Source organism: Paenibacillus algicola (assembly GCF_005577435.1).
Lineage (GTDB): Bacteria > Bacillota > Bacilli > Paenibacillales > Paenibacillaceae > Paenibacillus_AQ > Paenibacillus_AQ algicola.
In genome coordinates this window covers 1647529-1665425 of the sequence record NZ_CP040396.1, presented here as the reverse complement: position 1 = coordinate 1665425, position 17897 = coordinate 1647529, and the positions used below count along the sequence as shown (strand labels likewise).

General features: G+C 52.8%; 18 protein-coding genes and 1 other RNA gene. 1 reads left to right on the top strand and 18 read right to left on the bottom strand.

All coding sequences use genetic code 11. The features are described 5' to 3' along the window. Positions 1-98: 98 nt before the first annotated feature. The 13 genes from E6C60_RS07400 to E6C60_RS07345 all read right to left on the bottom strand — a co-directional run bounded on the left by E6C60_RS07400 (position 99) and on the right by E6C60_RS07345 (position 11538). Positions 99-1430, bottom strand: coding sequence for a PhoH family protein (locus E6C60_RS07400; RefSeq protein ID WP_138225271.1), 1332 nt, complete (start codon positions 1428-1430; stop codon positions 99-101). 159 nt (positions 1431-1589) lie between these two features. Beyond that, positions 1590-1742 carry a hypothetical protein gene (locus E6C60_RS20890; protein ID WP_175415240.1) on the bottom strand — a complete coding sequence of 51 codons (153 nt, stop codon included), beginning with the start codon at positions 1740-1742 and terminating at the stop codon, positions 1590-1592. A 77-nt stretch (positions 1743-1819) separates the two neighbouring features. Further along, positions 1820-2908 carry an LCP family protein gene (locus E6C60_RS07395; protein WP_138225270.1) on the bottom strand — a complete coding sequence of 363 codons (1089 nt, stop codon included), beginning with the start codon at positions 2906-2908 and terminating at the stop codon, positions 1820-1822. Between the two features lie 118 nt (positions 2909-3026). Further along, positions 3027-3323: a YlaH-like family protein gene (locus E6C60_RS07390; protein WP_138227681.1), complete on the bottom strand. Its 297-nt coding sequence runs from the start codon at positions 3321-3323 to the stop codon at positions 3027-3029. Between the two features lie 66 nt (positions 3324-3389). Continuing rightward, entirely contained in the window at positions 3390-5231 is a 1842-nt protein-coding gene (gene typA / locus E6C60_RS07385; protein ID WP_138225269.1) for a translational GTPase TypA, read from the bottom strand. Positions 5232-5377: 146 nt separating this feature from the next. Further along, a complete protein-coding gene (locus tag E6C60_RS07380; protein ID WP_138225268.1) occupies positions 5378-5887 on the bottom strand; it encodes a LiaF transmembrane domain-containing protein in 510 nt (169 codons plus the stop codon). 156 nt (positions 5888-6043) lie between these two features. Further along, positions 6044-6706: a TerC family protein gene (locus E6C60_RS07375; protein ID WP_138225267.1), complete on the bottom strand. Its 663-nt coding sequence runs from the start codon at positions 6704-6706 to the stop codon at positions 6044-6046. A 41-nt stretch (positions 6707-6747) separates the two neighbouring features. After that, positions 6748-7995 carry a tRNA uracil 4-sulfurtransferase ThiI gene (gene thiI / locus E6C60_RS07370; protein WP_138225266.1) on the bottom strand — a complete coding sequence of 416 codons (1248 nt, stop codon included), beginning with the start codon at positions 7993-7995 and terminating at the stop codon, positions 6748-6750. Next, positions 7996-9147, bottom strand: coding sequence for a cysteine desulfurase family protein (locus E6C60_RS07365; RefSeq protein ID WP_138225265.1), 1152 nt, complete (start codon positions 9145-9147; stop codon positions 7996-7998). A 121-nt stretch (positions 9148-9268) separates the two neighbouring features. Further along, the gene (locus tag E6C60_RS21505; RefSeq protein ID WP_325053192.1) at positions 9269-10063 is read right to left on the bottom strand and encodes a lytic transglycosylase domain-containing protein; all 795 of its coding nucleotides are present in this window, start codon (positions 10061-10063) and stop codon (positions 9269-9271) included. Positions 10064-10204: 141 nt separating this feature from the next. Beyond that, positions 10205-10603, bottom strand: a complete 399-nt coding sequence (locus E6C60_RS07355) for a hypothetical protein (RefSeq protein WP_138225263.1) — start codon at positions 10601-10603, stop codon at positions 10205-10207. Between the two features lie 75 nt (positions 10604-10678). After that, entirely contained in the window at positions 10679-10903 is a 225-nt protein-coding gene (locus tag E6C60_RS07350) for a DUF1540 domain-containing protein (RefSeq protein WP_138225262.1), read from the bottom strand. 128 nt (positions 10904-11031) lie between these two features. Then, positions 11032-11538 (bottom strand): YpuI family protein, encoded by a 507-nt coding sequence (locus E6C60_RS07345; RefSeq protein WP_138225261.1) that lies wholly within the window; start codon positions 11536-11538, stop codon positions 11032-11034. 236 nt (positions 11539-11774) lie between these two features. On the opposite strand from E6C60_RS07345, the gene E6C60_RS07340 reads away from it, so the two are divergent. Next, complete coding sequence (locus E6C60_RS07340) at positions 11775-13700, top strand: S8 family peptidase (RefSeq protein ID WP_138225260.1); 1926 nt, start codon at positions 11775-11777, stop codon at positions 13698-13700. 122 nt (positions 13701-13822) lie between these two features. Here E6C60_RS07340 and E6C60_RS07335 read toward each other — a convergent pair whose 3' ends face one another. The 5 genes from E6C60_RS07335 to rpoD all read right to left on the bottom strand — a co-directional run bounded on the left by E6C60_RS07335 (position 13823) and on the right by rpoD (position 17880). Further along, the gene (locus E6C60_RS07335) at positions 13823-14083 is read right to left on the bottom strand and encodes a hypothetical protein (protein WP_138225259.1); all 261 of its coding nucleotides are present in this window, start codon (positions 14081-14083) and stop codon (positions 13823-13825) included. A gap of 149 nt (positions 14084-14232) precedes the next feature. Beyond that, positions 14233-14635, bottom strand: an RNA gene (gene rnpB / locus E6C60_RS07330) — RNase P RNA component class A. 92 nt (positions 14636-14727) lie between these two features. Then, positions 14728-15843 carry a Nif3-like dinuclear metal center hexameric protein gene (locus E6C60_RS07325; RefSeq protein WP_138225258.1) on the bottom strand — a complete coding sequence of 372 codons (1116 nt, stop codon included), beginning with the start codon at positions 15841-15843 and terminating at the stop codon, positions 14728-14730. Continuing rightward, complete coding sequence (locus E6C60_RS07320; protein WP_138225257.1) at positions 15819-16577, bottom strand: tRNA (adenine(22)-N(1))-methyltransferase; 759 nt, start codon at positions 16575-16577, stop codon at positions 15819-15821. Before E6C60_RS07320 ends, E6C60_RS07325 begins: the two co-directional genes overlap by 25 nt. A 172-nt stretch (positions 16578-16749) precedes the next feature. Further along, positions 16750-17880 carry an RNA polymerase sigma factor RpoD gene (gene rpoD, locus E6C60_RS07315; RefSeq protein WP_138225256.1) on the bottom strand — a complete coding sequence of 377 codons (1131 nt, stop codon included), beginning with the start codon at positions 17878-17880 and terminating at the stop codon, positions 16750-16752. Between the last annotated feature and the right edge of the window lie 17 nt (positions 17881-17897).

Below are 17897 nucleotides of genomic sequence, written 5' to 3'. Positions count from 1 at the left end.
CTTTATGTTTTGCTTCTGATCTCACTCAAGTGAGCTGCCTCGTTAAACAAGAATCTACTTGGGGGACAGATTCTTTAATCATTTCCCGGAAAATATAGTTAGAGCAAATCTGCAGCAAGCTGAGCCAGCTTGGACCGTTCCCCTTTTGTCAGGGTAATATGGCCGCTAAGCCCTTCTTTCTTGAAGGTATCGACGACGTAGCTCAGGCCGTTGCTGACGGCATCCAGATACGGATGGTCAATCTGCTCCGGATCACCCATCAGAATGACCTTGCTGCCTTCACCCGCCCGTGAAATAATCGTCTTCACCTCATGACGGGTCAAATTCTGGGCTTCGTCGATAATAATGAACTGGGACGGGATCGAGCGTCCCCGGATATAGGTCAGGGCCTCTACCTGGATACTGCCCAGCCCCATTAAGATCTTATCGATGTCCCCAGACTTTTTGGTATCGAACAGAAACTCCAGGTTATCATAGATTGGCTGCATCCAGGGCCGAAGCTTCTCATCCTTCTCCCCGGGTAAATAGCCAATGTCCTTTCCCATCGGAACGACGGGACGGGCGATAAGCAGCTTCTTATACTTATGGTCATCCTCCACCTTGCACAGCCCAGCAGCCAGCGCGAGCAGCGTCTTGCCGGTGCCGGCTTTGCCGGTAATGGTCACGAGCGGGATGTCATCATGAAGCAGGAGCTCCAGCGCCATCCGCTGCTGAACATTTCGTGCAGATATGCCCCATACTGGGTCATTGCTCAAGTAGAGCGGCTCCAGGCGGGCTGCTTCCGCATCTACCTTCAGCAGGGCTGACTTGCCGCTTCCCATCTCATCCTTTAGAATGACAAATTCATGCGGATTTAAGCTGTAGCTCAGTCCCAGCTGGGAAATCGGCAGGTAACGGTAGCTGTAGAACTCATCAATCACAGATGGATGCACCTTTAATGTGCAATGCCCACCGTACAGCTCGCTGGGATCTGCGGTCCGGTCAGATAAATAATCCTCTGCGGTCAGGCCCAGGACATCGGCTTTGATGCGGACCAGCACATCTTTACTAACCAGCACCACCGAGCGTGGCGCGGCCTTCTCATCCTCTTCCAATTTATAATTCAAGGCAACGGCCAGAATGCGGTTATCATTCGTAGCCTCGCTGAACATCTCCTGAACCTTAACAAAGCTGCGATGATTCAGCTCTACCTTCAAACTTCCTCCATGTTGAAGCGGTACGCCGTCGTGAAGCTGTCCCTGCTGCCTAAGACTATCGAGAAGGCGGGATACAGAGCGTGCGTTACGGCCGAGCTCATCCGCATTTCGCTTTTTGGAATCGATCTCCTCCAGAACAACGGCCGGGATAATGACCTCATGCTCTTCAAAAGCGAAGATCGCTTTGGGATCGTGCAGTAGAACATTAGTATCCAGTACAAATATTTTCTTCATCGATATCCCCTCCACAGCTTCTTCATAACAAGATAGGAACCCTTTTGAATGCGGCTGAATTAAGCTGAATTAAAGCTGCTGAATCTAAAAAGCAATCACCTCCTCTCCATGACTATGAATCTCCCAATCCAACAAAAAAAGTCTGATGATCATAGATCATCAGACTTCAAGCTCATAGCAAAACAACATAGCGCACGGCTTCAGCAGAGCCTGCTGAAGTACACAGCCGCACACCGGTGAAAAGACAGGCTCTTCACAGGCCGACTGCCGGACCATCTCAATAACTGCTTTAGACATCACAGTGTGGGACATCCGCGTACGCCTCCTGTAGTTTGGATGTGGATATGCTTTATTGTATTATACAACCTCTGAAAACTTGACTGCAAATCTTAAGATCCGGAAGCGGAATTCTCTGCAGCTTCCTCCGATGCCTTGCTGTGCTTGCCGGCCAGCTCGTCCTGCAGAGCCTGCTTGGCAGCCTGCAGCTCATCCCCGTTAATGTACACGAACGGACTGCGCCACTGTCCCGTAATCGGCACAAACCGGACATCCTTCTTATTGATATCATAGTAGGTCTTCATGATGTTTTTCATCTGGTCGTTCTCCAGATCCGTCGTCATATTACCACCTACAGCATCCAGCACCTTATACGCCTTGACCGCACCCCCGAACGATTTCATCTGGTCAATCAGGGAATGCAGCACCTCGCTCTGACGGGCATTCCGGTCAAAGTCATTGGATTCCTTAGTCTTGACCTCACAGTTCATCGACTTGCGGTAGCGGACATAATCCAGCGCTTCCTTGCCATCCAGGCTTTGCGGGCCGGCTTTCAGATTGATATGGGTGCCATCCTGGGAGTCTTTGTGACACATATTGTACTGCACGTTAACATCCACGCCTCCAAGAGCGTCCACAACATCCCGGAAGCCCTGGAAATCCAGCACGGTTACATAGTCAATCGGAATATCAAAATATTGACCCAGCATGTCCTTCATTCTTTCTTCCGCCGGAGCCTCTCCCTGCTTCTCCAAATTTCTAAAGGTTGTATAAAATGAGTTCAGCTTCCGGTCCGAGCGGTAGCCTTTCAGCTGGAGTGAAGTGTCCCGCGGCAGTGATACAAGGGTGGCCGTGTTCGTCTCAGGATTCATCGCAGCGACCATGACAACGTCGGTCAAGTAGGTTTGATGCTCCGGCCTGTAATCTGTTCCCAGAATGAGCATCGTCAGCGGCTTGACACTCGCCGACTTCTCCGGTGGGACCGGATTATTATTGCCTGTACTCAGGATCGTGTCCTCTGCCTTCAGGTACAGCGACCCTACATAGGCTGCTCCGCCGAGAATGACCAGAATGCATACGATCAAGAACCATCTGGCCAACGTCGCAATGGGACTGCGCTTTTTCCTGGACGATGCTTTCTTCTTCTGCCCCGCTGCATTGGAACGGGCTCTTGGTGGAAGATTGGGTTGACCTGTACTCATAACTAAACACCTTTTCTTTCCATTAAGATCATTGAGGCGTATAACCATTCACCTTCTTAGTTATAAACGCCTCACAGGTAAAAAAGTTGCCGGCATATGCCGGCAAACGGTCGTGGAACTATGGAGTTTTGGGCTGACCTTCGTTCTTCTTTCTCTGACGATCCTCTACGAAATAACGGATGCGTACCATGAGCATCAAGCCGACGGCAACGAGCAGGCACTGAATAATCGGCAGCTTGTCAATTTGAAAAATCAACAGCATGCCGCAGCCTAATGCCATCAGCAGATACAGCAGCACCTCTTTCAGAAGAGGCATCTTCTGCTTGACGCGAAACACTTTATTATACACATAAGCGACAAGCGCAAAAATAATGATATAGGAAATCAGCGGATGCTCTGCAAACCAGACCTGCACGGTGATCATTCACTCCTTTATCCAGAGACCTGAAGCGGCCAAGCCGCAGAGAGCAGGCACGTGGTGCTACAGGTTGGCTTGAGCCATTTTGCGGTGCTTCTCAGCACGTTCCCGCTCACTCTTGTTCAGAATTTTCTTGCGGAGACGGACAGACTTTGGCGTAATTTCGCAATACTCGTCATCATTCAGGTATTCCAGCGCCTGCTCCAGCGAGAAGATCCGCGGCGTCTTCATCTTCACCGTGTCATCCTTCGTCGCCGAGCGTACATTCGTCAGCTGCTTCTCTTTACAGATGTTGACGACAATGTCGTTGTCACGAGTATGCTCACCAACGATCATGCCCTCATACACCTCGGTGCCCGGCTCCAGGAACAGAGTTCCGCGGTCTTCAACACCAATCATGCCGTAGAATGTCGTGTTGCCATTCTCTGTAGAGATCAGCACGCCCTGATGACGTCCGCCCACTTGGCCGCCATGCAGCGGTCCATAGCTGTCGAAAGCATGGTTCATCACGCCATAGCCACGGGTCAGAGTCAGGAAATGCGTCCGGTAGCCGATCAGGCCACGGGCCGGGATCAGGAATTCCAGGCGAACCTGGCCGCTGCCGCTGTTGATCATGTTCACCATTTCGGCTTTGCGAGTTCCCAGGCTTTCCATGACAGCACCCATGCTGTCCTCAGGTACATCAATAATCAGGCGTTCAATCGGCTCCATCTTCGCGCCGTCGATCTCTTTCACAATGACCTCTGGCTTGGATACCTGCAGCTCGTAGCCTTCACGGCGCATGTTCTCAATCAGAATGCCCAGATGAAGCTCACCGCGTCCGGATACGACATACGCGTCCGGGCTGTCGGTCTCCTCGACCCTCAAGCTGACATCGGTTTCCAGCTCTTTAAAGAGACGGTCACGCAGCTTACGGGAGGTTACCCACTTGCCTTCACGGCCTGCAAACGGGCTGTTGTTCACGAGGAACGTCATTTGCAAAGTCGGCTCGTCAATCTTCAAGACCGGCAGCGCTTCCGGGTGCTGTGGATCTGCAATCGTCTCTCCGATATTAATATCCTTAATGCCGGCGATGGCAACAATATCGCCTGCGCCGGCTTCTGCAACCTCCACCCGCTTCAGGCCCTGGAAGCCGAACAGCTTCTCGATTCTTGCCGTCTTGCTGGAGCCGTCACGCATAATGACCGTTACGGATTGTCCCTGCTTGATTACACCGCGGTTCACGCGACCTACGGCAATCCGTCCCAGGTATTCGTTATAGTCCATCAGGGTTACCAGGAACTGCAGCGGCTCTTCTACGCTTTCCGTCGGGGACGGAATATGGTCTACAATCGTTTCGTACAGTGCAAGCATGTTATCATCCTGCTGCGCTGCATCCAGGCTGGAGGTTCCGTTCAGCGCCGAAGCGTAAACGACCGGGAACTCCAGCTGATCGTCATTCGCGCCAAGCTCGATGAACAGATCCAGAACCTCGTCAATAACCTCAGCCGGACGGGCAGCCGGACGGTCAATCTTGTTCACCACGACGATCGGTGTCAGATTGTGCGCCAGCGCCTTGCCGAGAACGAATTTCGTCTGCGGCATGCAGCCTTCGTAAGCGTCTACCACGAGCAGGACGCCGTCAACCATTTTCATAATACGCTCTACTTCGCCGCCGAAATCCGCGTGGCCTGGAGTGTCTACGATATTAATGAGAAAGTCTTTATACGTAATAGCCGTATTCTTGGCCAGGATGGTAATACCGCGTTCCCGCTCCAGGTCATTGGAATCCATAGCTCGTTCCTGCAGAGTTTCGTGCTGCTGAAAAATACCGGACTGCTGCAGCAGCTGATCTACCAGGGTAGTTTTGCCATGGTCAACGTGGGCGATGATGGCAATATTGCGAATTTGGTCTCTCGATTGCATAAATTTATCTCAAATCCTCTCTTTTCGTATGGGCCACAAAGAAAGCGCCGGACATTAGATCCATCCCGACGCGCCTCAACAATACATCTTATTCTATCGTTTAAGTCCTTCAAAAATCAAGTCTTTTCAGAAAACTTCCACCGTGATTACCAGCCCCGGCTCCACCGGCTGTTCTTTTTGCGGCTGCGACCGTAGATCATCCACACCCCAGCTATAATCAAACCGAGAGCCACCACATAAATGACACTCGTGCCCCACCATGTAAATACGAGCAGCAGCAGGGATAAAGCAATCAGCCCGGAAGATACGAGAAAGGCTCCTCGGGATCGTGGAGATTCAAAAAAATCGTATTCGTAAATGCCGACGCCTACTCCCAGAATCAGAATCGGCCACAGGGCGTTCAGCAGATGCCAGCCCCCGAGGCTGCAGATCAGAAACAGCACGCCATACACCGTTAAAATGCCGGCAGGGATTAACAGCTCTGCAGACCTTCTTCTTGTAAAGTACCACAGATGCAGCAATACTCCGGGAACAAGCAGCAGCAGCGGCCACAGGTTACGGCCCAGGAATGCAAAGAAGCCCAGCTTTCCGAGGAGAATAAACAAGCCTGCTGCGATAATGAACAAGCCCAGTGCCAAATCCTTTTTGGAGGACATTCCATCACCCTCTCTTGTCTGATGTATCTTCTCATTGTGAAGCTCTAGTCAAAGCGAATGATGCCATGCTCTTAATATTATCGGAAAACGACAAAAAAAACCATAACCGCAACGATGCGGTCATGGTCTTCCTTCCTGGTATACCGGGTTCTTGAGCTAGGCTTTCTTGTGCCGCAGGCCGTGCATTCCTCCCGCGGCAATGACAGCACAGGCAAGCAGTAAGGGCACCAGAGCATGAATCGCGGGCAGCCAGTACAGGATCAGCACGCCGGTTTTGGAATCATTCAGCAGCATCTCCCCGGCTGTATAAGCGAGGACTCCGGCACCCAAGTACAGCAACAGTGGAAACCGGGCCAGCAGACTGGAGATGATGCCACTGCCCCACACGACAATGGGAATGCTGAGCACAATGCCAATGACCATCAGGGCCAGATCGCCCTTGGCTAGCCCCGCAATGGCAATAACATTGTCCAGGCTCATTACAAAGTCGGCCGCAAGTATCGTGTAGACGGCTCCCCACATGGAGGCCGGCTCGCGCAGGTCACCATGCTCCTGCTGCTGATCCTTGATCAGCTTGAACGCAATCCAGAGCAGCAGCAGCGCACCGGCAGCCTGCAAATACGGAATGTTAAGGAGCAGAACTGCCACAAAGGTGAGCAGGCATCGCAGAATGACAGCACCGGCTGTACCGATCCATATCGCCTGCCGCCGCTCCTGCTCCGGCAGATCCCGGCTGGCCATCGCAATGACCAGAGCATTATCTCCACTAAGCACCAGATTGATCATTAAGATTTGTCCGAGCAGCAGCATTGTATCCATGTTGCACCTCCCTCATAACTGATATGAGGGACTTGTCTCTTCTAGAACCACTCCTCCCGGATCACGGATTCCTTCCCTTGCGTATGCGTGGACGCCCATTGGTCCGGAGTGATGACCAGGGTTTCCGTCTGCTCTACGGCCTGCTCCAGCTTGTCAGACAGGCCCGGGAGCGTCGCTTCCACCTTCTGTACGATACGCAGGTTGGGATTGGTGGTCGGTGATTTCGGGATAAACAGCGTGCAGCAGTCCTCAAAGGGCTGAATGGACGTGTCATAGGTTCCGATTTCCTTGGACAGCGCTATAATCTCATGCTTGTCGGCCGTAATGAGCGGCCGCAGCAGCGGCAGCTCGGTCGCCCGGCCGATAACGTTCATACTGGGCAGTGTCTGACTGGCCACTTGACCCAGGCTCTCGCCTGTAACCAGGGCAAGTGCACCTTCCCGTTCCGCAAGCCTTGTGGCAATGCGCAGCATGGCCCGGCGCATAAACGTAATAATGAGGTTATCCTGTCCAATGCCGGTGAACGAGGTCTGCACCTCGGTGAACGGCACGAGATGCAGCTTCAACGTGCCAGAGTACTGAGATAGAATGCCTGCCAGCTCAATGACCTTTTCCTTGGCCTGCTGGCTTGTGAATGGATAGCTGTAGAAATGGACGCATTCCACCTCCAGCCCTCTTCGCATGGCGGAGTAGGCGGCCACCGGACTGTCGATGCCCCCTGACAGCAGCAGCATCGCCTTGCCGTTTGTGCCCAGTGGAAAGCCCCCTGCGCCCTGAATGGACTCATGGAACAAATAGGTGCGATCCTCTCTGATTTCGACCCGCAGCTCCAGCTCCGGCTCCTTCACATTGACGCTGAGCTGCGGAAAGGCACGAAGCAGCGGCGAGCCGACAAGATGATTCATGTCCTGGGAGGAATGCGGGAAGGCCTTCCATACCCGCCTGGCGTTTACCTTGAAGGTTGTTGAAGGCGCAAGGCTAGTCTCGCTCATAAATTGGAGCGCGCTGGACACGATGGACTCCAGCTCAGATGGACAAACCTTAACCGGACTGATGGAGACAATGCCGAACACTTTTTTCAGATCAGCCAGCACCGGCTCAAAGGGGTGACCGTTCAACCGGACATATAAACGTCCGTATTCCTTCAGGATATTCACGTCCGGATATGGCTTCAGCAAGGCCCGTACATGCTGCAGGATGCTTTTCTCAAACCGGTTCCGGTTCTTGCCCTTTAAGGTGAACTCTCCAAAGCGGAGGAGAAGCATATCATAGGTTGGTTTCACCGTCATTTACCCCTTTCTGCCCGTCATTGGGGCCAGCTGTGCTACAGCGCTCTTGAGCGCAGCTCCCAGCTCTCGAACCTCAGCCTCTGTATGCTCCCAGCCCAGACTGATCCGGATGCCGCTTGCCGCTTCATCCGCATTTCGTCCCATTTCTATCAGCGTCCGGCTCGGCTCGCTGCTCTTGGAGGAGCAGGCCGACTTGGTGGAAACTAAGAAGCCTCCCTCCTCCAAGGTATGGACCAGCACCTCTGGCTTGAGCCCCGGATAGGAAAAATGAATAATATGCGGAGCCCCATGCTCACTGCTGTTCAGCATCAGCTCCGGCATGTCCGCAATATGGTGCACCAGGATGTCTCTGAGCCGTCTCGCCCGTTCGTAGAACTCCGCTTGCCGCTCTGCCGAGAGTCTCATCGCTTTCGCGACTGCCGCTGCGGCAGCCACATTCTCCGTGCCCCCGCGATACCCGCCTTCCTGCGATCCTCCTGCGATAAGCGGATAAAGCTGGACGCCCTGCTTGACATACATAATTCCGGCTCCTTTGGGACCCTTGAATTTATGAGCAGACAGCGTGTACAGATCTGCCTGCCAGTTCTGTAGAGAGACAGGCAGCTTGCCAAAGCCCTGCACACCATCCACATGGAACAGTACGCGGCTGTTCTTCTCCTTGATCCGTCGTCCGATGTCTTCCAGCGGCTGCACCGCTCCGGTTTCATTGTTCACATGCATGATGCTGACGAGCACGGTATCCTTACGGACGTGCTCCGCCAGCGCTGCAGGATCGACAGTTCCGTCACCAGCGACAGGCATCCAGGTTACTTCCCATCCCAGCTCCTCCAATTGCCGAAACGCTTGATATACGGAGGGGTGCTCCGTTACAGCTGTGATCAGATGCCGGCCTCGGGACTGATAATGCATCGCAGCTCCCTTAATTGCCATATTGTTGCCCTCTGTGGCTCCGGAAGTGAAGACGATCTCGGACGGCAAGGCTGACAGGGCCGCGGCGCACACCTCTCTTGCTTTTTTCAGAAGCTTGGCTGCATCCTCTCCAGCCCGGTGCAGTGCAGATGGATTGCCATAATAAAGGCTCATGATGTCCGTCAAGGTCTGAATAACCTCCGGATAAGGCGGCGTAGTTGCCGCATGGTCGAAATAATGCACAGTGAATCCTCCTTTAACCTCACAAACGAAAAAAGATCAAACGAACGGCTGAGCGGCCTTTAAGCCTGCAACAACCTTCCCCGTTTGACCTGGTATGAATTTGTGGTATCTGTGTGATGGCTCACGAAACCTCATATTTGGTACGAGACTGCAAGACTTTATAAATATAGGACTGTGTTTCGGCAGGCAATAGCTCCAATCGGTTCAGCAGCTCCTCATCGGACGTAATTCCAAGCCTGGATACCCGTCCCGGGCCGGCATTATAAGCGGCCAGCGCCATGCCGGTTTCCCCGTTGAAACGGTCCAGCTGATACGCTAAATATTTGGTCCCACCGTCAATATTCTGTGCCGGATCAAAGGAATCCTGAACTCCCAGCCCGCGGGCAGTCGCATCCATTAGCTGCATCAGCCCCTTGGCGCCTGCAGAGGAAACGGCCTGAGGATTAAAGGATGATTCCGTATCAATCACGGCTTTGATCAGATCTGCCGGCACTCCATACCGCTGCGCAGCAGCCTGAATCAGCCCATCATAGGATGCGGATGTCCCGGTTGTATGCTCTTTAGCAGCTGTCACGCCGGAATTATATGGTAATGACGCCTGTTGAATTCCGCTAGCACTTTGCGCAATAGCAGACACCTCACTGTCAGTATTCAGCTGCTGCCACAATAGTCCATCCTTCCAGATGACTCCGGGAGCGAGCTGAACCGGCTGTTCCGGCATGGGCATACTGGAGGCATCCATGGATTGGCTCAGTACGGCAGCGAACTCCGCAGTCTGTCCACTCTGCCTCGGGAGCATGGTGTTCTGCGTCTGTAAGCTAGATTTGTCTGCATTATGGGCGCTGAAGGAATACACGACCGTCTTATCACTTTGAAGCGGGATCACGTGCATAGCTTGTATCACATCTTTCTTCAAGGTCTGGTTCCATTTTACATCCTTTTGTCACCGGGAACCAGAGGTCAATGACAAAAAATATAAAAAGTGTTGATTTCAGCACAACAGGCCGTTTTGCATGGACTGCAAAAGACGGCCTGTGGTTGACTTTTTTGCGATGAGTTACCGGGCGAACGGAATTAATACAAAGTAGCTTACCGTCGCGATCAGACCGAGGCCAATCCCCCAGGCGCCCAGTGTCCGGCTGCCTTGGGCAAAAGAATAATAGCCGGTTACCGCGGCAATGGGACCCAGAATAACGGACCACATAAACAGGGCGAAGATCCCGATGACGAGCCCCACATAGCCGACGGCTTTGCCGGTGTTCACATCCTTGGCTGCTGTGTAGCCACTTTGCTCACTGCGATCCTCTTGGGTAGTATTCATGCTGTACGGCGGCATAATTTCTGTGCCGTATTCTTCCTGATGCTCACGCCGCGGATAATCGGTGCGGCTGCGCTGCGATTCCACGACCTTAAACTGAGTTTCTTTGCGCCGACTGCGGCTGTCGTGCTTTTTCATGAATGAGACCTCCCTGAAGTCATGCTTGCTTCCATGGTCTGTTATCTCTGTACCTGAACGAGAGGGGCTCTTTGCTTACTCTTTTGGCCTGAAGGTTAAGCAGCAGGTGGACGACGAGGTGTCAGCAACAACCCGGTGGTTGTCCACAAACGCCTCACCGGCAAATTCATCATTTAGATGTACATCGGAATGCTTGTCAATTTCAATCATGATCATGTCGGCCTGACAGACATTTTGTTCTCCCCAATAATTGCAGTTACTCACACTGCATTTCACATATGGCTTGGCTCCATTGGCCATTTGTCATCACCTCATCAACATTTTCTCCTTTCCACGAAAGGCGTATACACCCTGCGGCATGTTAGATGGTGTTAAACCATACAAAAAAAGAGATGCCACTATCGGCATCCCCTGTTCACAGTATAAGGTTAAGCGTGTTTACGTTCAGATTGAAGACGGCGTTCTGTAAGGTAGTCGCTTTCGTAATAAGCCAGATCGTCACGCAGCTCTTCATAGGTTCGGGTAATGTTCAAAATGACATCTCTTACCGGACGAACCGGCTTCTTGCGGAAACGAATCGCGTCCTGACCTGTGTAAGCATAGCGTCCATCCTCGGAATAGCTCTCGTTCTTCGGGTAGAAGAAGACGTTTACACAGCGGTGGTACACGTTATACAACGCCTTGTGTGCGAAATCCTCATCGAAGTTCGAACGGCGCTGCACAACACCCAGCTTCTCGTAAGAAACCTCAGAGAACGCAAGCAGATGGCGGAGATCGGAAAGAAATCCCTTGTAAAATTGAACAGTCTCTTCATCCTGGTCTGCGGCTAGCTGAGACAGGGTGTGTTCATTTAGAAATGGCTCGATCATGCTTATGGCGGATTTCAGTTTTTCCCTTGTCTCCGCACACAGATTCTGAAGATTGTCAGCTGGCATTACGGTTGCTCCCCCTTAATGTTACTGGCCGGTTGAGAGTAGAATTCTGCGGCCAATGTCATGTACTATCCTATCATAAATATGTCCATTTTTAAAATGCTTTCACGCCTAAATGTTGTCACTTGCTCAGCATGCTTATCCTTGTAGTAACCGCCTTCCGCCGCTCTGACGCATAAAATTGCGTCTCAATCGTTACGCTAAAGGAAAAATGATGCCTGCGAGGTGACCTAAAGACCATGAAATCAAGCCGGATCTGGAGCTATGTAATGGCCGCTTCACTGCTGGGCCTGTCCCTCTTTTTTCTGCTTAGTCCTGATCCCGAACCTTCACAATCACAGCCGCACATGGAAAAAGCAGCGCAGCATGAGGAGGCCTCTCCTGCACAGGAAAAGACGATAAAGCTGTCTGCCCTGGATGGCGATCTGGAGGTGACCGACCGGCTTAGCCGGATGGATACGAAGCAGCACCTCCAGTCGATGCTGAGCCATACACAGCTGGAAACTCCCCGGGCTGTGCGCGCCTTCCTGTCGGAGCATCAGCGCTCTCACCGCCGCTACGAAAGCCTGATCTGGGTTAACCTGAACAGCGGCCATTCCGAGGAGGTGCTGCGTGACGGCTCCAGCCTCAAGCAAAGCAGCACCTCTTATCTCAAGTATATGAAGGAGGCCCGGCAGCAGCTGAAGCTGAACAAAGCCTATCAGTCCCCTTTATTTACTTCGGGACAAGACAGCTTTTACATTACAGCAGAGCCTTCTACAGATGGGTCCTTCGGAGCCATTGCCACGGTCAATCATATTGTCATGTCCCAGGTCAAGGATCATCAGCGTAAGAACCTGCGCCTGATTCCTTATCCGAAGGAGGGGATGTACAAAGTGGAATCCGTTCATAGTGATACCCTCCGGGACTTGACCGTAAAGACCGGTCATGACAACGAGAAGGCAAGCCATTATTACGAGAATGAAATTGTAGTTTCCTTCCGGGAGGACCTGGATCAGGGAGACATGCAGCAAATGATGAAGGATATTTCGGGGAAATCTCCTCGAAAGCTAGGATACGCTTATGTATTTCAGTCTGCAAATATGACCTATCCTCAGCTGAAATCCTATTTCACAGAGAAGTGGACTCCGCTTTATGCCGAGCCCCATTATCTGTACCTGACCAACACGACGTCCAGTGCAGCGCCGAGCCAGAGAACCGAGAACAGCAATCTCCCGAATGACCTTCTCTTCTCCCAGTACCAGTGGAATCTCCCGGCCATCCAAACCCAGCAGGGCTGGGAGCTGTCCAAGGGAAGCGAGGATGTTGTCATTGCTGTGATCGACACGGGCGTTGACCTCCAGCATACCGATTTGAACGGGCGTCTCGTGGACGGCTATAACGTCGTTAACCCGGATCAATCTCCGAATGATGATGTCGGTCATGGCACACATGTAGCCGGCATCATCGGCGCCTTGATCAACAATGGCGAAGGCGTCGCCGGCATGAGCTGGTATAACAAGATCATGCCGATCAAAGCGCTGGACAGCAGCGGCTCGGGTACGACCTACGCAGTGGCTGAGGGGATAATCTGGGCCGTCGACCATGGTGCGAAAGTGATTAATATGAGCCTCGGCAACTATGCCGATTCTCAGTTTCTGCATGACGCCATCAAGTATGCTTATGACCGTGACTGCCTGCTCGTCGCGGCATCCGGCAATGACAATACAGAGCGCCCCGGCTTCCCTGCGGCATATCCCGAGGTGCTCGCGGTAGCAGCAACCAATCCGGATATGACGAGGGCTGAATATTCCAATTACGGCGACTACATTGACGTGACCGCGCCGGGTACGAACATTGCAAGCACCTATCCCGATAACCAGTATGCCGCCCTCTCCGGCACCTCCATGGCCAGTCCGCATGTGGCAGCCATAGCGGGCCTGATCCGATCGCTAAATCCGGAGCTGACGAACCGGGAGGTCATGGACCTGATGATTTCCCAGGCTCATGATCTGGGCGATCCCGGCAAAGACATATATTTTGGAAATGGTCAGGTTGATGTATTTCGATCCCTTCAGGCTGCGGACAGCAGTGAAGTGCCGCTGCAGCTATGGCCGCATCATGTCCTGAACCGGATGCAGGAAGAGATCAAGCGGCTGAACGGCTCTGTCAAGCGAACGGAATAACCCGTGCACACAGCAGCAGATGCCGTGATAAGATGATATGGCAGGTAGCCGCAATCTCCATCTGGAAGCAGCCTGGACCCCGCTCCTGTTATGGAGGGTTCCAGGCTGCTTTGTGTACATCTTTATCTCTTGCTGCGGGACTTGGATTTGCGTGACTTCCGGGAAGCTTTACCGGACACTGCTGCAGCGGCAACAGCCTCTCCTTCTGTATACGTATAAATATGCTGTTCTACAGGGACACAGTGAACTTTGTCAATAACCTGGATCGGGTGAATGACCGGTACAATCTGCGGGACATAATGGTCTCTGACGATGACAATCGGTTCACACACAATGGGAGATACCGGAGGACATACCGGCGGGCATGGTCTTGCCAGTGACATGCGGTTCAACTCCTTTCGATTGATGATACCAGCATATGCACGCAGGACAAAAGGGTATGGACACCTGTCCTTTACCAGCACGAAAAAGCGCTTGATCCTCCATGCAAGGATCAAGCGCTTCGTACATACATCAATCAGGCCGTTGCAGTTAGAAAAGTTTGCCGTAAGCCGGGTTCTGTGCTCTTCGTGGTCATAACGGGAACTACCCTGCCACCATAAGCGACAATCATCTATCTAGGCCGGTCATTACTGAACGGCTCCAGCGACCAACCTGAACGCGCCTCGGGCTAAGGCTGCCTTCTCGAAGAAGGCTGCGCTCCATTAGGTCTTGCTCCAGGTGGGGTTTACCAGGAATGAAGTCACCAGCATTCCTCGGGGTCTCTTACACCTCGGTTCCATCCTTGCCTGTGCCGCTGACGCGGCCATCGGCGGTCCATTTCTGTGGCACTATCCTTCAGCTCGCGCTGACTGGACGTTATCCAGCACCCTGCCCTGTGGAGCCCGGACTTTCCTCTCGCGGTTCTCACCGCCAGCGATTGTCTGTCAAACTTTTCGGACAACACTACATAGTATACAGCCTGGATGTGAGGGTTACAACCCTTAAAATCTCCCAATGTTTGCGGGAGTCAAACGCCATATCCAGATTACATGAAGCGGAACGGCTCGGTATTGATCCTGGACGCAGTTACCTTCGTGGCGGCGCCCTGCTGCTTCAGCTTCTCACTCAGCCAGAGGGCGACCTTCTCCTTCATAATCTTCTCTGCATTATGTCCGGGGTCAATGAGGCACAGACCGGCCGCGAGCGCGTCCAGGGCTGTATGGTAGTCCACATCGCCGGTGACGAGCACATCGGCGCCCTTGAACATCGCCGCATGCATAAACTTGCCGCCGGACCCGCCAATTACAGCCGCCTTCCGGATCACCCTGCCCGGTTTCCCCACAACTCTGACATGAGGAACGTCTAACTGCTGCTTCACCACCTCGGCAAAATCCTCCAGGGTCATTTCCTGCCGCAGCTTTCCGGTACGGCCAAGGCCTAATGTGCGGCCCTTCAGCTCCAGCGGGTACAGATCATAAGCAACCTCCTCGTATGGGTGGTGCTTTAGCAAGGCCTGAACCACTTTTTTACGGATTCCGTCAGGAACAATGGTCTCCACTCTGACCTCGTCGACCCGCTCCAGCTTTCCCGGAGCTCCGATGAACGGAGAGCTGTCGGCTAAAGGCATAAAGGTACCAAAGCCCTCTGTATTGAAGCTGCAGTGGCTGTACTCACCAAGATGACCGGCGCCGGCGTTCAGGACAGCATCCAGCACCTCCTGATGATGGCTCTTGGGGACAAAGGTTACCAGCTTGTACAGCGTTTCCGTATGCACCTCATGAATACTGACCGGATTTTGGATACCGAGCGCCTCGGCCATCCAGTCGTTCATCCCGCCTTCGGTAATGTCCAGATTCGTGTGGCTGATGTACACGGCAATATCATGCTTGATCAGCTTTTCGTAGATCCGCCCCATAGGGGTATCTGTCTGCAGGCCCTTCAACGGTCTGTAAATGATGGCATGATGCGCAATGATCAGATCTACACCCGCTGCCACAGCCTCATCCACCACTTCCTCTGTCACATCCAGAGCGATGAGAACCTGAGAGATTTCCTTATTTAGACTTCCCAGCTGCAGCCCAATCCGGTCATCGGGCTCGGCTGCAGATTTCGGAGCCAGCTGCTCCATATGCTGAATTACGGTTTGTCCTTTCGCAAGCATGACAGCACCTCCTTGATCATGTGAATATGGTCCTTCAGCTCCTTAGCCTTGACCTCGGCTGTAGGTAACTGAGACTGCTCCACCATCGCCAGCACCCCTTCTGTCTTGCGCAGCTCCGAGCTCCATTTCTCAGCAAACACCGCGGTTGGTTGCTTGATCAAAATAGGCCCGAAGCGCAGCAGCCAATCGGCTGACAAGAGAATGCCGCAGTCCAGCGTATATTCCTGATACAGCATCCCGTTAGAGGACTCTGATCCTTCCTCAGGTACAGCCGTCAGCACTTCGTAAATTTTGCCATCTTCTTCAAGAATGCACTCATCCACCAGTACCCAGCCATGTGCCAGCAGCCATTTTCGCAAAATGTCCTCACCCACGTTCGGCTGCAGCACGAGACGGCTGACACCCGTCAGCTTGTCCCGGCCGTTGTTCAGAATGGCCGCAATCAGGCTTCCGCCCATACCTGCAATCGTGATGACATCGGCTTCGCCAGGCTCAAGAACCTGAAGCCCGTCTCCTTTTCGAACAGATATGGAGCCGGCAAGGCCTTCCTGACGCACCTGTCTTTGAGCCGCCTCATAGGGACCCTGATTAACCTCGCCCGCAATAGCGGAGAGGCACACACCTGCCTGAACGGCTGCCGATGGCAGCAGGGCATGATCCGAACCGATATCGGCCATTCTGGAGCCTGGCGGAATCCGGTTCAGTATAGCTTGTAAACGATTTGAAAGTTTCATCGTGGACTCCCTTTGCAATATGGTTTGCAATCATCCATGAAAAGAGCTAAAATTAATTCAAGTAAATCAAGGAATTAATTCCAAAAGAAGCAAGAAAAAACTTCTCATACAACTCACCCCAGGATGAAAAAAAGACCTGCTGCAACAATGCAGAAGGCCTCAAAGAACAGCGTTACTCGAGAAAATCCTTCAGACGCTTACTGCGGCTGGGATGACGAAGCTTGCGCAGTGCCTTCGCTTCAATCTGACGAATGCGCTCCCGCGTAACGCCAAACACCTTGCCCACTTCCTCCAGCGTCCGGGTACGGCCGTCATCCAGCCCGAAGCGAAGACGCAGCACGTTCTCTTCCCGCTCGGTCAACGTATCCAAGACATCCTCCAGCTGCTCCTTTAATAACTCATAAGCCGCCGCGTCGGCTGGTGCCAGCGCTTCCTGATCCTCGATGAAGTCTCCCAGGTGGGAATCGTCCTCTTCACCAATCGGCGTTTCCAAAGACACCGGCTCCTGCGCGATCTTCATAATCTCCCGAACCTTCTCGACGCTCAATTCCATCTCAGCCGCAATCTCCTCCGGAGACGGCTCACGGCCCAGCTCCTGCAGCAGCTGTCTCGAGACACGAATCAGCTTATTAATCGTTTCCACCATATGAACAGGAATACGAATGGTACGAGCCTGGTCGGCAATCGCCCGGGTAATCGCCTGACGAATCCACCAGGTTGCGTACGTACTGAATTTAAAGCCTTTTTCGTAATCGAATTTCTCAACGGCTTTAATCAAGCCCATATTGCCCTCCTGAATCAGATCCAGGAACAGCATGCCACGTCCTACATACCGCTTGGCGATACTGACTACGAGGCGAAGGTTAGCTTCGGCCAGACGGCGCTTGGCTTCCTCGTCTCCTTGATTAATGCGCTTCGCCAGCTCCACCTCATCATCTGCGGATAGCAGCGGTACCCGGCCGATCTCCTTGAGGTACATCCGCACGGGATCGTTGATTTTGATGCCAGGTGGCAGCGACAGATCCTCGTCAAACCCGAAATCCTCAGTATGGTTATCTTCCGCGTCATCAGACTGGCGGCGCTCCCGGTCATCGTCATTTTCATTAACCACTTCAATCCCCAGGTCGCCGAGCTGCTCGTAGAATTCCTCCATCTGTTCCGGGTCCTGATCAAATGGAGACAGCTTCTCCATAATATCTTTATAGCTAAGTACGGATCTCTTTTTACCCTGTTCAATCAATTGGTCCTTGACTTGATCCAGCGTAAATTCCGTTTCTAGTTCAGTATGCTGATCCTTCGCCATTCTTTCGACTCCCTCCT

What these genes read in the sequence shown, in the direction of transcription:
- E6C60_RS07335 (WP_138225259.1), bottom strand. Translation starts at nt 14,083, where the DNA reads ATGTCACTGGCAAGACCATGCCCGCCGGTATGTCCTCCGGTATCTCCC.
- typA (WP_138225269.1), bottom strand. Translation starts at nt 5,231, where the DNA reads ATGCAATCGAGAGACCAAATTCGCAATATTGCCATCATCGCCCACGTT.
- E6C60_RS07380 (WP_138225268.1), bottom strand. Translation starts at nt 5,887, where the DNA reads ATGTCCTCCAAAAAGGATTTGGCACTGGGCTTGTTCATTATCGCAGCA.
- E6C60_RS07400 (WP_138225271.1), bottom strand. Translation starts at nt 1,430, where the DNA reads ATGAAGAAAATATTTGTACTGGATACTAATGTTCTACTGCACGATCCC.
- E6C60_RS07340 (WP_138225260.1), top strand. Translation starts at nt 11,775, where the DNA reads ATGAAATCAAGCCGGATCTGGAGCTATGTAATGGCCGCTTCACTGCTG.
- E6C60_RS07375 (WP_138225267.1), bottom strand. Translation starts at nt 6,706, where the DNA reads ATGGATACAATGCTGCTGCTCGGACAAATCTTAATGATCAATCTGGTG.
- rpoD (WP_138225256.1), bottom strand. Translation starts at nt 17,880, where the DNA reads ATGGCGAAGGATCAGCATACTGAACTAGAAACGGAATTTACGCTGGAT.
- thiI (WP_138225266.1), bottom strand. Translation starts at nt 7,995, where the DNA reads ATGACGGTGAAACCAACCTATGATATGCTTCTCCTCCGCTTTGGAGAG.
- E6C60_RS07350 (WP_138225262.1), bottom strand. Translation starts at nt 10,903, where the DNA reads ATGGCCAATGGAGCCAAGCCATATGTGAAATGCAGTGTGAGTAACTGC.
- E6C60_RS07320 (WP_138225257.1), bottom strand. Translation starts at nt 16,577, where the DNA reads ATGAAACTTTCAAATCGTTTACAAGCTATACTGAACCGGATTCCGCCA.
- E6C60_RS07395 (WP_138225270.1), bottom strand. Translation starts at nt 2,908, where the DNA reads ATGAGTACAGGTCAACCCAATCTTCCACCAAGAGCCCGTTCCAATGCA.
- E6C60_RS07325 (WP_138225258.1), bottom strand. Translation starts at nt 15,843, where the DNA reads ATGCTTGCGAAAGGACAAACCGTAATTCAGCATATGGAGCAGCTGGCT.
- E6C60_RS07355 (WP_138225263.1), bottom strand. Translation starts at nt 10,603, where the DNA reads ATGAAAAAGCACGACAGCCGCAGTCGGCGCAAAGAAACTCAGTTTAAG.
- E6C60_RS20890 (WP_175415240.1), bottom strand. Translation starts at nt 1,742, where the DNA reads ATGTCCCACACTGTGATGTCTAAAGCAGTTATTGAGATGGTCCGGCAG.
- E6C60_RS07345 (WP_138225261.1), bottom strand. Translation starts at nt 11,538, where the DNA reads ATGCCAGCTGACAATCTTCAGAATCTGTGTGCGGAGACAAGGGAAAAA.